We start from the raw sequence: 13,150 nt of genomic DNA on the forward strand, positions 1-13,150 counted from the left end.
CTTCCGTCCTTCGCTCAGCAGATGCGTGGGAGGGGATCTCCCACGAGTTGATCCATCACCCGCCTTCCTCCGAAGGCGGTCTCGACGAGGACCATCCCTCCCTGCTCCTCGGTGACCTCACCGATCACGACCGCGTCGCCGCAGCCGTCGACCGATCTGAGAGCCGCGAGCGCGGCGTCCACCCCCTCGGGGTCGACGATCGCGACGAGGACCCCCTCGTTCGCGACGTGCATCGGATCGATGCCGAGCAGCTCCGACGCGCCGACGACGGCCGGGTCGACGGGGACGGCCGCCTCGCGGACCGTCAGCCCGACGCCGGAGGCGCGGGCGAGCTCGTTGAGGACGGAGGCGACCCCGCCGCGCGTGGCATCCCGCAGGCAGCGCAGCTCGCCTCCGGCCGCCCCGAGGAGCGCATCGACCGCCGGCCACAGCGACCGCGTGTCGGACTCGACGACCGCGCCGAGCTCGAACTCGTCGCGCGCGAGCATGATCGCGGTGCCGTGCTCCCCGATCGGCCCGCTGAGGAGCACCCGGTCGCCGGGGCGCAGCGCATCGGGGGAGAGCCGCGCGCGGGGATCGACGAGGCCGATGCCGGTCGTGCAGACGTACATCTGGTCGCAGGCGCCGCGCTCGACGACCTTCGTGTCGCCGGTGATGATCTCGACGCCCGCGACGCGCGCCGCCTCGGCGATCGCCTCGACCTGCGTGCGCAGCACGCCGGCCGGCAGGCCCTCCTCGAGGATGAGCGAGAGGCTGAGGGCGAGGGGTCGGGCCCCGGCCATCGCGACGTCGTTCACCGTCCCGTTGACCGCGAGCTCGCCGATCGTGCCGCCCGGGAAGGTGATCGGCTTGACGACGAAGCTGTCGGTCGTCATCGCGATCCCCGCGCCGCCTGCGGTCACCGTGCCGGCATCGGCGAGCACGTCGAGCGCCGGTGAGGAGAACGCCGGGACGAGGAGCCCCTCGATGAGCGCGGCCGTCGCCTTGCCGCCCGCGCCGTGGGCCATCGTGATCTGCTCGTCGCGGAACTTCGGGCGCTTCGCGCGGGCGGTCTCGATGATGCCGAGGACGCGCTCCTCGCGGGAGACGACCTCGTCGCGCCCCGCCGCTCCGTTCGTCGAGAGCGTCATGCGACGGCCTCCTTGTCGCGGCTGAACCGTCCGTAGTTGTAGTAGGCCGCGCAGGCCCCCTCCGAGGAGACCATGCACGTCCCGATCGGCCGCTCGGGCGTGCAGGCGGTCCCGAAGACCTTGCACTCGAACGGCTTGATGACGCCCTTGAGGACCTCGCCGCACTGACACGCCTTCGGATCGGCGACGCGGACCCCGGGCACGGCGAACCGCTTCTCGGCGTCGAGGTCGGCGTAGCGCTCCGACAGCCGCAGGCCGCTCTGGCTGATGAAGCCGAGCCCGCGCCACTCGAAGTGCGGCCGCAGCTCGAACACGTCGGCGAGGACCTCGAGCGCCTTGAGGTTGCCCTCGTAGGGGACGACGCGCTTGTACTGGTTCTCGACCTCTCGCCGGCCGTCGGCGAGCTGGCGGAGGACCATGAGGACCGACTGCAGGATGTCGACGGGCTCGAAGCCCGAGACGACGACCGGCTTGTCGTAGTCGCGCGGGAGGAACTCGAACGGGCGCGCGCCGACCACGGTCGAGACGTGGCCGGGGCCGATGAAGCCGTCGAGCCGCAGGTCGGGCGACTCGAGGAGCGCCCGCAGCGGCGGGACGATCGTCACGTGGTTGCAGAAGCACGTGAAGTTGCCGATGCCCTCGGCGCGGGCGCGCATGAGCGTGAGCGCGGTCGACGGCGCGGTCGTCTCGAAGCCGATCGCGAAGAAGACGACCTCGCGGTCCGGGTTCTGCTTGGCGATCCGCAGGGCGTCGAGCGGCGAGTAGACCATGCGGATGTCGGCCCCGCGCGCCTTCGCGTCCTGGAGCGTCGAGTCCGAGCCCGGGACGCGCATCATGTCCCCGAAGCACGTGAAGATGACGCCCGGTTCGTGGGCCATCGCGATCGCGTCGTCGACGCGTCCCATCGGGATGACGCAGACCGGGCACCCCGGCCCGTGGACGAGCTCGACGTTCGACGGCAGGAGGTCGTCGAGGCCGTACTTGTAGATCGAGTGGGTGTGGCCGCCGCAGACCTCCATGACCTTGTAGCGGCGGTCCGGCTCGACCGCCTCGGCGATCTCGCGCGCGAGCGTCCGGCCGAGCCCGGGGTCGCGGAACTCGTCGACGAACCTCATGCCCGTGCTTCCTCCCGGCCGGCGAGGAGCATGAGCGCGGTCCCCGCGTGGACGAGGAGCGTGTCGCCGATCCCGCAGTCCACCAGCGCGACCTCGACGGACTCGCGGCGACCGGCCTCGTCCTCGCAGAGGGCCATCGCGCGGTCGGGGTCGAGCTTCAGGACCCGCATCTCGAGGCCTTCGTCGGAGCAGGTGATGCAGTGGTGACCGAGGTTTCGACCCTCCGGGCTCGCAAGCTCGCCCCTCGGCTCGACGTCACTCATTCGATCACGCTCCCCCTCAGCTCCTCGAGCTCGGCCTCGTAGTCCTCGCCCATCCCCTGGAGGAGCTCGAGGGTGGCCCGGGCCTCCTCCTCGTCGACGCGCGAGAGCGCGAAGCCGACGTGGATGAGCACCCAGTCGCCGACGGCGGTCGGGCGGTCGTCCTCGTCGGTGAGCCCGACGTTGATCGTGCGGTGGACGCCCGCGACGTCGACGCGGGCGAGCCGCTTCTCCTCGTCGACGAGTTCGATGATCCGTCCTGGGATCGCGAGGCACATGCAGCGCTCCCCACTGTCGGCTGAAAAGGACGCGGCGGGGGTGAGGTCCGCCGCGTCCCCCTTCGCACCATCCGTACCACCCGGGGTCCGGTCTTGCGCGCTTTCGCGGCGACTGGTCTACTCATATGCGATATGCCAGTGCCGTCCGATCGGCAGGCGGTTGCGCGACATCTCTTGCGGGACACGGCCTACGAGCAGATCCGCGACGCGATCGTGTCGGGCACGCTCGCGCCGGGCGAGCGTCTGCACGACGCCGAGCTCTGCACCTGGCTGAGCCTCAGCCGCACGCCGGTCCGGGAGGCGCTCGCGCGCCTCGAGGACGAGGGGCTCGTCGAGACCGTCCCCCAGCGCTACACGCGCGTCGCGCCGCTCGAGCCCGCCCACGCGCACGACACCTTCCCCGTGCTCGCCGCGCTCCACGCGCTCGCCGTCGAGCTCGCGGTGCCCCTCCTCACCCACGACGACGTCGACGAGCTCCGCAAGGCGAACGTCTCCTTCGTCGCCGCCATGGACGCCGCGAAGGTGAAGGAGACCTACGACGCGGACGAGGCCTTCCACGGCGTCTTCGTCCGCGTGGCGGGCAACGGCGACCTCACGAAGGTCCTCACGCGGTTCACCGCGCGGGTCCGGCGGCTCGAGCGGCTGCGCGACGGCGCGCTCCCCGGCCGGCGCTCGGCGGCCCAGCACGAGGCGATCATCGCCCGCGCGGCGGCGGGCGACGTCGGCGGCGCCGTCTCGGCGACGCGCGAGAACTGGCTGCACCTCGGCGCGCTCATCGAGCGCTCGCACTGATCCGGCTGAAATGTTGCCGGCGCGGCGGCGCGCTGGTACTCCTGCAAGTCCTCGCACCTGCGAACGCTGTCGCTCCGGCGGCGGGGAGGAGGAGGTCCCGTGACGATCGCGCACCCGGGAGCCGCCGTCCCGACACGGGACGTCGAGTCGGCCGCCGCGATCATGCGCGAGCGTGGCCTCCGGGTCTCCGCGGCCCGCCGGCTCCTCCTCGAGGTCCTCTTCGCCGCAGCCGGGCCGCTCACGGCCGACCGCATCGCCTCGGGGCTCGGGGGACGCTTCCCGGTCTCCGACCTCGCGTCCGTCTACCGCAACCTCGAGGTCCTCGAGCGCGCCGGGCTCGTCCGGCACTTCCACCTCGGCCATGCGCCGGCGCTCTACGCCCTCGCATCCCCCGAGCCGCGCGAGTACCTCCTGTGCGAGTCGTGCGGCAGCGTCCGCGAGGTCGTTCCCGTCCAGCTCGACAAGGTGCGCGCGCTCATCCGCGACCGCTTCGGCCTCGAGGCGCGGTTCGGCCACTTCCCGATCGTGGGGACCTGCGCGAGCTGTCGTGCGGCCCGCGACGACGGCGAAGCGAAGCCCGGTGCCTGATGCCGCTCGGCCTCCACATCCCCGACGGCTTCCTCAGCGCCGAGGTCGCGGTCGTCTGCGCGCTCGTGGCGATCGTCGCGGTCGGGGTCTCGCTGCGGATCGCCGAGCGCACGATCCAGGAGCACCAGGTCCCGCTCCTCGGCGTCGTCGCCGCGTTCGTCTTCGCCGCGCAGATGGTCAACTTCCCCGTCGCCGGCGGGACGAGCGGGCACTTCCTCGGAGCGACGCTCGCCGCCGTCCTGCTCGGGCCGTGGCTCGCCTGCGTCGTCATGACGGTCGTCCTCGGCGTGCAGGCCCTCGCGTTCGCGGACGGCGGGCTCGGCGCGTTCGGCGCGAACGTGCTCGACATGGGCGTCCTCGGCGCGCTCCTCGCCGGCCTGCTCGTCGCCGGCGGCGTCCGTCTCCTGCGGCCGGGGCGCACCGCCTACCTCGTGCTCGTCGGCGCCGCCGCGTGGACGGCGGTGATGGCGGCGGCCGCCGCGACGAGCCTCCAGCTCGGGCTCTCGGACACCGTGCCGCTCGGGACGGTGCTCCCGGCGATGCTCGGGGTCCACGCCCTCATCGGCATCGGCGAGGCGCTCATCACGGCGACGGCGGTGAGCGCGGTGCTCGCGACGCGGCCGGATCTCGTCGCGATCGGCGGGGAGCGGCTCGCGGTGACGCGCCCGGCCGCCCTCCCGGCGCCGCGCATGGCGGGAGGCGCGCCGTGACGCCCCGCGTCTCCACCCGGCTCCTCGTCGTCGTCGGCCTCGTCGTCGCCGTCGGGCTCGGGGTCGCGGTCGCCCCGCTGGCGTCCTCGTCGCCCGACGGCCTCGAGAAGGTCGCCGAGGAGAAGGGGTTCGCGGACCGCGCGGTCACGCCGGGCGTCCAGGAGAGGGCGCCGGCGGCCGGCTACGCGATCCCCGGGGTCGAGGACGAGAAGGCGACGACCGGCCTCGCGGGACTCGCCGGCGTCGTCGGCGTCTTCGCCGTGGCAGCGGGACTCGGACTCCTCATCCGCCGTCGCCGATGGGCGCGCTCGCCGCACACCGCCTCGAGCTGACCGGCGTCGCCGGTGACGCCGGCAGCGCCGTGCACGGCCTCGACCCGCGCGCGAAGCTCGTCGGGCTCCTCGCGGTGACCGCCGTCGCGCTCACGACGCCCCTCTCCGCCTGGCCGGTGTACCTCGCGTGCCTCGCCGTCCTCGTCGCGATCGGGGCGACGGCGCGCGTCCCCGTCTCCGCGCTCTGGGGCCGGGGCGCCGCCGCGCTCGTCCTCGTCCTCCCCGTCGCGGCGGTCGTGCCGTTCGTGCGCTCCGGCGGCGCCGCGTGGGCGCTCGGGCCGCTCACCGTCCACGAGGCGGGCCTCGCGACGCTCGGGGCGGTGACGGCGAAGACGACGATCGGCGTCGGGGCCGCCGTGCTGCTCACGGCGACGACCGCGTTCCCCGAGCTCGTGCGCGGGCTCGAGGCGCTGCGGACTCCGCGGCTCCTCGTCGTCGTCGCGACGCTCATGCACCGCTACCTCTTCGTCGTCGCCGACGAGGTCCGCCGCACGTCCGTCGCCCTCGCCGCCCGGGCGGGGCGTCCCCGGTCCCTCCTGCGCTCCGGGATCCTCGGCCGGCTCGTCGCGACGGTGTTCCTGCGCAGCTTCGGCCGCGGCGAGCGCGTCCACCGGGCCATGCTCGCGCGGGGGTACGCCGGCACGCTGCCCCGGGCCGAGCCGCTCGCGGTCGGCGGCGCCGACCTCGCGTTCGTCGCGGCGATCGCCATCGCCCTCGTCCCGCTGCGCGTCCTGCTCGGCACCCCGTGAGAGCGATCTCCCTCACCGGCCTCTCGTACCGCTATCCCGACGGCCGTCCCGCGCTGGACGGGGTGGAGCTCAGCGTCGAGGAGGGTGAGCGCGTCGCGCTCCTCGGGCCGAACGGGGCCGGGAAGACGACGCTCCTCCACCACCTCAACGGCCTCCTGCGCGGCGCCGGCGAGGCCGAGGTCGCAGGGCTCCGGGTGGAGGACCGCTCGCTCCGGGAGCTGCGGGCGCGCGTCGGCCTCGTCTTCCAGGACCCCGACGACCAGCTCTTCATGCCGACGGTCGGCGAGGACGTCGCCTTCGGACCCCTCAACCTGGGCGTCCCGCGCGACGAGATCCCGCGGCGCGTCGCCGAGGCCCTCGCCGCCGTGCGGATGGAGGAGGCGGCCGGCCGCCCGCCGCACCACCTCTCGATGGGCGAGCGCCGGCGCGTCGCGATCGCGACGGTCCTCGCCTCGCGCCCCTCGCTCCTCGCGCTCGACGAGCCGACCGCCAACCTCGACCCCCGCAGCCGCGCCGACCTCGTCGACGTCCTCGCGGCGATCCCGCGCACGCTCCTCGTCGCGACGCACGACCTGCCGCTCGCCGCCGAGCTGTGCGAGCGCGCCGTCGTCATCGACCGGGGCCGCATCGTCGCCGATGCGCCGTGCGACGACGTCCTCGCCGACGCCTCGCTCCTCGCCCGCCACGACCTGCTGCTCCCGCCCGGGTTCGACCCGTCCCGCGTCGTGCGGCGTCCGCGCGCGCAGCGCCCGCCGCAGGATGTCGCGCGCGGACAAGACGCGGGTCGGGACATGGGCTGCGAGGCCGACGACGACGCCGCGGGCGCGGTTACGGTCGGCCCATGAGCGACCGCACGAACCGCTGCTACCGCCTTCGCCGACGCCCCGACGGGCTCGTCACGGCGGCCGACCTCGAGCTCGTCTCCGAGCCGATCGGCGAGATCGACGAGGGGCAGGCCCTCGTCCGCACGCTCAGCCTCTCGGTCGATCCGACGAACCGCATCTGGATGAGCGAGCTGCGGGGCTACATGCCTCCGGTGCCGATCGACGGCGTCATGCGCGGGCTCGGGATCGGGGAGGTCGTCGCCTCGCGCCGCGACGACATGCCGGTCGGCGCGCTCGTCTCGGGCTTCATCGGGTGGCAGGAGCACTGCGTCGCCGACGACGCGCTGCTCGACGCGCCGCTCACCGTCCTGCCGTCCCCCCTCCCCGTCCCGCTCACCGCGCTCCTCGGGCCGCTCGGCCACACCGGGATCACCGCGTGGCTGGGGATCGAGGACATCTGCCGCCCGGCCGAGGGGGAGACGGTCGTCGTGTCCGCCGCGGCCGGTGCCGTCGGCTCGATCGCCGGTCAGATCGCGAAGGCCCGCGGCGCGCGCGCGGTCGGCATCGCCGGAGGCGCCGAGAAGTGCCGGCACGTCGTCGAGGACCTCGGGTTCGACGCGTGCATCGACTACAAGGCGCCCGACTGGCAGGAGCGCCTCGCGGACGCCACGCCGGACGGGGTCGACGCGGACTTCGAGAACGTCGGCGGCGAGATCATGGACGCCGTCCTCGACCGTCTCAACGTCGGCGCGCGCATCGCCCTCTGCGGGATGATCAGCGAGTACAACGACTACGGGCCGACGCCGAACCCGCGTGGCCAGCGTTCGATCGGCCAGCTCATCATGCAGCGCGCGACGATGACCGGGTTCCTCGTCCTCGACCACGTCGACCGCTTCCCGCAGGCGATCGAGGAGCTCGGGGCGCTCGCCGCGGCCGGGAAGCTCACGTGGCGCGAGACGATCGTCGACGGGTTCGAGAACGCGATCGACGCCGTCAACGCCCTCTTCGCCGGCGACAACGTCGGCAAGCTCCTCGTGCGGGTCGCCGAGCCCGAGGCGGCGGACGTCACCCCGGCGATGGCGTAGCGAGCGCCGCGGCGCCACCCCGCGGCGTGAGTGTGGATCCACCCGGCTCCTGGCCAGGTGGATCCACACTCACCGCCCGGGGGCGGCGGCGAAGTCGACGACCGCCTCGGTCACCCGAGCGGCGTCGACGTCGAGGTGCGGGCTGTGCCCCCCGCCGACGACGAGCATCCGCGCCGGTCCCGAGGTCTCGGCGACGATGCGCTCGAGGTGGATGAGCGTCGCGAACTCGTCGCCCTCGCCCTGGATGGCGAGGACGGGGACGTCGATCCGCGCGAGCGCGTCGGCCTCCATGCGCCAGTCACGGAACTCCTCGCTGCTCCAGACGTCGAACCACCCGTGGAACGCGGCGTCGGGATCGTCGTGGTGGCGCGCCATCCGCTCGCGCAGGCCGCCCGCCCGGAACATCTCGCCCATCGCCGTGATGGAGGGGACGGCGTCGAGCTCGACCTCGACGTGCGGCGCCATGACGACGAGGCCCTCGACCGGGTGCCCCGCGGCGGCGTGCAGGAGGGCGATCGTCGCGCCGTCGGAGTGGCCGACGAGCAGCGGGCGCTCGACCCCGAGCGCGTCGAGCACGGCGGGCAGCACGAGCTCCGCCTCCTCCTCGAGGAACCCCGGGCGGCGCGGGCGCGGCGGCGGCCCGGAGCGACCGTGGCCGAAGCGGGAGAAGGCGACCGTCCGCCGGCCCGTCCTGTCGGCGAGCGTCTCCGGCCAGCCGCGCCAGAGCCCGATCGAGCCGAGGCCCTCGTGGAGGAGGACGAGGGGCGGGCGCGCGGGATCGCCCGGCAGGTCGAGGACGTCGACGTCCCCGCCGGTCACCGTCACGGTCGCCATGGCGGGAAGCCTAACGATCGTTCAGGCCGCGGGATCGCGGCGCGCTACAGCTCGAGGTGCCCGAGCGGGTGGCGCTCGACGACCTCCGCGTCGCCGAGCACGACCGGGTCGGAGAGGCGCGTCGGCGGGCGGCACGTGCTGCAGTCGCAGCCCGCTCCGGGGCCGGACCGGGCGTCGAGGCCGCGCGGCGCGGCCGCCGGCCACGTCGGGATCGGGGTCGACCAGGGCGACATCCGAACAAGTGTTCCGGGCGCCACGCGGTGGTGTGTGACGACGCGCACGAAAGGCTCCTTACCTCCGAGGTCATCGACCGCCTTCCCTCGATCTGAAAGCGTCGGGCCCATGCACCCCACGCCCGACCTCGATCAACGCGGCCCGGCGGCGCTCGCCTGCGGCCGCATCGGCCTCGGCGTCGCGGCGCTCGCCGCGCCGGCGGCGCTCACGCGCGCGTTCGGCATGCGCGCGACGCCCGAGCTCGACTACATGACGCGGATCTTCGGGGCGCGGGCGATCGCGCTCGGCACCGCCTGGTGGACGGCCCGCGGCGCGGACCGCGAGCGCATCCAGCGCATCGGCCTCGCGGTCGACATCACCGACACGGTCGGCGGAGCGCTCCAGGCCGCGCGCAGTGAGCTGCCGCCGGCGGCGTCCGTGCCGCTCGTCGCGCTCACCGCCGGGTACGCGGCGATCGGCGCGGCGCACCTCGCGCGACGCATGGCGCGGAGCTGACCCCACCCACGCGGCGTGCGACGATGTCGCGCGTCGTGGCCGAGTCGTTCACCGACACCCCGATCCTCACGGAGCGCTTCGACGAGGCGCTCCACTACGCGACGCGCCATCACGCGCGCCAGCTGCGCAAGGGGACGACCGTGCCCTACGTCGCCCACCTCCTCGCCGCCGCGTCGCTGGCGCTCGAGATGTGCGGCGACGAGGACGAGGCGATCGGCGCGCTCCTCCACGACGTCGTCGAGGACGGCGGCGGGCGGGTCGCGCTCGCCGAGATCGAGGAGCGGTGGGGCGCCGACGTCGCGGAGATCGTCCTCGCGAACAGCGATGCGGTCGACGACTCCGACCGCAAGGCGGGCGGCGAGGCGTGGTACGAGCGCAAGCGCAGCTACGTCGAGTCGATGCGGACGAAGTCGCCGGCGGCGCTGCGGGTGTCGCTCGCCGACAAGCTCCACAACGCGCGCTCGATCCTCACCGACTACCGCGTGCTCGGCGACGACCTCTGGGCGCGCTTCAAGCAGGGCCAGGGCATCGCGACGCGGATCTACTACCGCGAGCTCGCGGCCGCGTTCGAGCGCGAGCGCGAGCGGATGGGTCCCGCCGCCGTGCCCTACGTCGACGAGCTGCGCCGCACGGTCGACGCGATCACCGCGCTCGCCGAGGAGCACCAGGGGCCCGACAGCCGCACCCTGTTCGACGGCTGACCGCGTGATCGACGATCTCCGCGACCTCGTCGAGAGCACCGGCGCCGCCGGGCCCGTCGTCTTCGTCGTCGCCTACGTCGCGCTCACCGTCGCGATGGTCCCGGGGAGCATCCCGTCGCTCGCCGCCGGTGCGGTCTTCGGGGCCGTGTGGGGCTCCGTCCTCGTCGTCCTCGGCGCGACGCTCGGTGCGGTCGCCGCCTTCGAGATCGCGCGGCGCCTCGGCCGCGAGCGCGTCCGGGCGCGCTTCGGGGAGCGGGTCGCCCGCGCCGACGACCGCGTCGGGGAGGAGGGCCTCGCCGCGGTCCTCGGGCTGCGTCTCCTCCCGATCGTCCCGTTCAACGCGCTCAACTACGCGTTCGGTCTCTCGGCGGTGACGCGGCGCGATCACGTCGTCGGCACCGCGATCGGGATCATCCCGGGGAGCGTCGCGTTCGTCGCCCTCGGGGACTCGATCACCGATCCGACCTCCCCCGGCTTCCTCGTCTCGCTCGCGGCGATCGCGGTGCTCATCGCCGCCGGGACGTGGCGCCGGCGCCGGCGCCCTCCGCCCCGCGAGATGCAGGAACGTGACCGCTGCGGTCAGGATCCTGCATCTCGCGGGTCGGAGGCGCCGTAGGGCGCTCGTCCCGGCGCCGTCCTCGCCCGTACCGTCACGCGATGCTCGTCGCCAACGCCGCGATCGCCGCGGGCCAGTTCGCCGCGACCGGCCTCGCGTTCGCGCCGATCCACGGCCTGCTCGGCGCCGGCTGGGACGATCGCGCCCACCGGCGGCTCGTCCGTCTCAACTGGCTGCGGACCGCAGCCTGGACGGCGCAGACCGCCGTCGCCTGCGCGCTCGTCGCGCAGGTCGCGTAGGCGCCCCGCCCGCGGCCTGCGAGGATCTCGCGCCATGCCCGTCGTCGACGCCTGGATCCAGCACCCGACGCCGCGGTTCCTCGGCCACGACATGTTCGACTCGCTGCGCCGGTGGACCGGCAAGGAGCTCCCGGGCGAGGACGTCCCGATCGAGGCGACCGTCGGCGCGCTCGACGCAGCGGGCGCCGACATCGGCATCCTCAGCGCCTGGCACGCCCCGCGGGAGGGGGCGCTCATCTCCAACGACGAGGTCGCCGGCTGGGTCGCCGGCCATCCCGAGCGCTTCCGGGCGCTCTGCGCGGTCGACCTCGACCGGCCGATGGAGGCGGTCAGGGAGCTGCGACGGCGCGTCACCGACGACGGCTTCGTCGGCCTGCGCGTCATCCCGTGGCTCTGGGGCGCCCCGCCGACCGACCGGCGCTACTACCCGCTCTACGCCGCGTGCGTCGACCTCGGCGTCCCGTTCTGCACCCAGGTCGGCCACACCGGTCCGCTGCGCCCCTCGGAGACGGGCCGTCCCATCCCCTACATCGACGAGGTCGCGATCGACTTCCCGGAGCTCGTCATCGTCTGCGGGCACGTCGGCTATCCGTGGACGGAGGAGATGGTCGCCGTCGCGCGCAAGCACGAGAACGTCCACATCGACACGTCGGCCTACACGAGCCGCCGCCTCCCCTCCGAGCTCATCGCCTACATGCGCACGCGCAGCGGCCGGCGCAAGGTGCTCTTCGGCTCGAACCACCCGATGCTCGCGCCGGCCCACGCCCTCGAAGGGCTCGACGAGCTCGATCTCGACGACGAGACGCGCGCGCTCTACCTCGACGGCAACGCCCGTCGCGTGTTCGGGCTCCCCGCCGCCGGAGCGGCCGACCGGCGCGACGCTTGACGCGACACGCCAGAATGGAGCGGATGCGGCGTCTGCTCGTCGTCCTTCTCTGCGGTGCGGCGGTGCTGGCCGCTGCGCCGGCCGCTGCCGGGGCGGCCCCGTACGTCGCGCTGGGCGACTCGTACACCGCCGCGCCGTTCGTCCCCTTCCCCCACGGCCAGCCGATCGACTGCGCCCGCTCGACGCGCAACTACCCCGCGCTCGTCTCGCGGAAGATCGCGCTGGGGGTCAGGGACGTGAGCTGCCCGGGCGCCGAGACGAGCCACGCGTTCGCGCCGCAGGGGAACCTCCTCCTCGGCGGGACGAACCCCGCCCAGCTCGACGCGGTGGCCTCCGACGCGTCCCTCGTCACCGTCGGCCTCGGCGCCAACGACTCGAAGATCTTCCAGGCCGCCTCGACCTGCCTCGGCTTCGGCAACACGACCGGGACGGCGTGCCGCGACCGCTTCGGGGCGCCGGGTCCCGGAAGCGTGCGCGAGCAGATCGAGCTCGTCGGCCCGCGCGTCGCCCAGCTCTTCGCGGCGATTCGCGCGCGGGCGCCGCGGGCGCGCGTCCTCGCGGTCGGCTACCCCGCCGTGACGCCCTCCGACGGCCGGAGCTGTCCGGCGGTCGTCCCGCTCAGCGCCGACGACCACCGCTTCATCGACGAGCTCATCCGCCGCCTCAACGCCGTCATCGCAGCGGAGGCCGGCCGGCTGGGCATCGAGTTCGTCGACGTCTACGGGCCCTCGATCGGCCACGACGTCTGCGCGCAGGACCGGTGGATCGAGGGGGTCCTCCTCTCGGACGTCTCGACCCCCCTGCACCCGAACGCCAAGGGCGAGGAGGGCTTCGCCAACACGGTCCTCGTCGCGCTCCGCAACCCGCCGCAGGCGACGCCGCCGGCGCCGGCGCTCGGCCGCGTGCGCGTCGTCCGCGCGATGCGGACCGCGGGCCCCCCGGCCCGCGTCTCCGTGCGGCTCGACCGGGCCGCCGACGTGACGCTCACGCTGCAGCGTCGCTTCTCCGGCCGCCGCGACTCGAAGGGGCGCTGCCGGCCGCGGTCGCGGTCGCGCCGCAAGGGCCGCACCTGCGTCTCCTACACCAAGGGGCGCTCGACCGACGCGGTCGGGCTGCCGGCCGGCGCCTCCGTCGTCCGTCTCACGCGCGAGATCGTCGGGCGGCGCGCCGGCGTGCACCGGCTCGTCGTCCGGGCCGCAGGTCCCGGGGGCCTCTCGAAGCCGGTGCGGCTGAAGGTGCGCGTCGGCCGTCCGTCGACCCGCCGGTGACGGACGACCGCGCG

19 protein-coding genes are annotated in these 13,150 nt (G+C 74.4%); 13 read left to right on the top strand and 6 right to left on the bottom strand.

The features are described from left to right. Positions 1-14: 14 nt before the first annotated feature. Genes hypE through ACME2J_RS01990 form a run of 4 tightly spaced genes read right to left on the bottom strand, consistent with a single transcriptional unit; the run spans position 15 to position 2,783 of the window. The gene (gene hypE / locus ACME2J_RS01975; protein WP_495543183.1) at positions 15-1,130 is read right to left on the bottom strand and encodes a hydrogenase expression/formation protein HypE; all 1,116 of its coding nucleotides are present in this window, start codon (positions 1,128-1,130) and stop codon (positions 15-17) included. After that, positions 1,127-2,245, bottom strand: a complete 1,119-nt coding sequence (hypD, locus tag ACME2J_RS01980) for a hydrogenase formation protein HypD (RefSeq protein WP_495543184.1) — start codon at positions 2,243-2,245, stop codon at positions 1,127-1,129. The genes hypE and hypD overlap by 4 nt, the downstream gene beginning before the upstream one ends. Beyond that, complete coding sequence (locus tag ACME2J_RS01985; protein WP_495543185.1) at positions 2,242-2,508, bottom strand: HypC/HybG/HupF family hydrogenase formation chaperone; 267 nt, start codon at positions 2,506-2,508, stop codon at positions 2,242-2,244. Before ACME2J_RS01985 ends, hypD begins: the two co-directional genes overlap by 4 nt. Continuing rightward, complete coding sequence (locus ACME2J_RS01990; RefSeq protein ID WP_495543186.1) at positions 2,505-2,783, bottom strand: HypC/HybG/HupF family hydrogenase formation chaperone; 279 nt, start codon at positions 2,781-2,783, stop codon at positions 2,505-2,507. Before ACME2J_RS01990 ends, ACME2J_RS01985 begins: the two co-directional genes overlap by 4 nt. Positions 2,784-2,957: 174 nt before the next feature. Here ACME2J_RS01990 and ACME2J_RS01995 point away from each other — a divergent pair, with 174 nt between their 5' ends. From ACME2J_RS01995 to ACME2J_RS02025, 7 genes are all read left to right on the top strand, one after another. Next, positions 2,958-3,575, top strand: coding sequence for a GntR family transcriptional regulator (locus ACME2J_RS01995; RefSeq protein ID WP_495543187.1), 618 nt, complete (start codon positions 2,958-2,960; stop codon positions 3,573-3,575). A 99-nt stretch (positions 3,576-3,674) separates the two neighbouring features. Next, positions 3,675-4,163: a Fur family transcriptional regulator gene (locus tag ACME2J_RS02000; RefSeq protein WP_495543188.1), complete on the top strand. Its 489-nt coding sequence runs from the start codon at positions 3,675-3,677 to the stop codon at positions 4,161-4,163. Beyond that, positions 4,163-4,873: an energy-coupling factor ABC transporter permease gene (locus ACME2J_RS02005; RefSeq protein ID WP_495543189.1), complete on the top strand. Its 711-nt coding sequence runs from the start codon at positions 4,163-4,165 to the stop codon at positions 4,871-4,873. Before ACME2J_RS02000 ends, ACME2J_RS02005 begins: the two co-directional genes overlap by 1 nt. Continuing rightward, positions 4,870-5,205 carry a PDGLE domain-containing protein gene (locus ACME2J_RS02010; protein ID WP_495543190.1) on the top strand — a complete coding sequence of 112 codons (336 nt, stop codon included), beginning with the start codon at positions 4,870-4,872 and terminating at the stop codon, positions 5,203-5,205. Before ACME2J_RS02005 ends, ACME2J_RS02010 begins: the two co-directional genes overlap by 4 nt. Beyond that, positions 5,172-5,954, top strand: coding sequence for a cobalt ECF transporter T component CbiQ (gene cbiQ, locus ACME2J_RS02015; protein WP_495543191.1), 783 nt, complete (start codon positions 5,172-5,174; stop codon positions 5,952-5,954). The genes ACME2J_RS02010 and cbiQ overlap by 34 nt, the downstream gene beginning before the upstream one ends. Further along, positions 5,951-6,799, top strand: a complete 849-nt coding sequence (locus tag ACME2J_RS02020; protein WP_495543192.1) for an energy-coupling factor ABC transporter ATP-binding protein — start codon at positions 5,951-5,953, stop codon at positions 6,797-6,799. Before cbiQ ends, ACME2J_RS02020 begins: the two co-directional genes overlap by 4 nt. Further along, on the top strand, positions 6,796-7,863 hold the full coding sequence (locus tag ACME2J_RS02025) for an NADP-dependent oxidoreductase (protein WP_495543193.1): 1,068 nt from the start codon (positions 6,796-6,798) through the stop codon (positions 7,861-7,863). The genes ACME2J_RS02020 and ACME2J_RS02025 overlap by 4 nt, the downstream gene beginning before the upstream one ends. 69 nt (positions 7,864-7,932) lie before the next feature. Here ACME2J_RS02025 and ACME2J_RS02030 read toward each other — a convergent pair whose 3' ends face one another. Both ACME2J_RS02030 and ACME2J_RS02035 read right to left on the bottom strand, forming a co-directional pair. After that, the gene (locus tag ACME2J_RS02030; RefSeq protein ID WP_495543194.1) at positions 7,933-8,697 is read right to left on the bottom strand and encodes an alpha/beta fold hydrolase; all 765 of its coding nucleotides are present in this window, start codon (positions 8,695-8,697) and stop codon (positions 7,933-7,935) included. Between the two features lie 44 nt (positions 8,698-8,741). Continuing rightward, positions 8,742-8,930: a hypothetical protein gene (locus ACME2J_RS02035; RefSeq protein ID WP_495543195.1), complete on the bottom strand. Its 189-nt coding sequence runs from the start codon at positions 8,928-8,930 to the stop codon at positions 8,742-8,744. A gap of 109 nt (positions 8,931-9,039) precedes the next feature. On the opposite strand from ACME2J_RS02035, the gene ACME2J_RS02040 reads away from it, so the two are divergent. The 6 genes from ACME2J_RS02040 to ACME2J_RS02065 are packed head-to-tail and all read left to right on the top strand — an operon-like array spanning position 9,040 to position 13,136. After that, complete coding sequence (locus ACME2J_RS02040) at positions 9,040-9,426, top strand: hypothetical protein (protein ID WP_495543196.1); 387 nt, start codon at positions 9,040-9,042, stop codon at positions 9,424-9,426. Positions 9,427-9,461: 35 nt separating this feature from the next. After that, positions 9,462-10,127 carry an HD domain-containing protein gene (locus ACME2J_RS02045; RefSeq protein WP_495543197.1) on the top strand — a complete coding sequence of 222 codons (666 nt, stop codon included), beginning with the start codon at positions 9,462-9,464 and terminating at the stop codon, positions 10,125-10,127. 4 nt (positions 10,128-10,131) lie between these two features. After that, a complete protein-coding gene (locus tag ACME2J_RS02050; RefSeq protein ID WP_495543198.1) occupies positions 10,132-10,743 on the top strand; it encodes a TVP38/TMEM64 family protein in 612 nt (203 codons plus the stop codon). A gap of 41 nt (positions 10,744-10,784) precedes the next feature. Continuing rightward, positions 10,785-10,982 (top strand): hypothetical protein, encoded by a 198-nt coding sequence (locus ACME2J_RS02055; RefSeq protein WP_495543199.1) that lies wholly within the window; start codon positions 10,785-10,787, stop codon positions 10,980-10,982. Positions 10,983-11,016: 34 nt separating this feature from the next. Next, the gene (locus tag ACME2J_RS02060; protein WP_495543200.1) at positions 11,017-11,868 is read left to right on the top strand and encodes an amidohydrolase family protein; all 852 of its coding nucleotides are present in this window, start codon (positions 11,017-11,019) and stop codon (positions 11,866-11,868) included. Between the two features lie 23 nt (positions 11,869-11,891). Beyond that, entirely contained in the window at positions 11,892-13,136 is a 1,245-nt protein-coding gene (locus tag ACME2J_RS02065; protein WP_495543201.1) for an SGNH/GDSL hydrolase family protein, read from the top strand. Positions 13,137-13,150 lie beyond the last annotated feature (14 nt).

The organism is Paraconexibacter sp. (assembly GCF_059438195.1).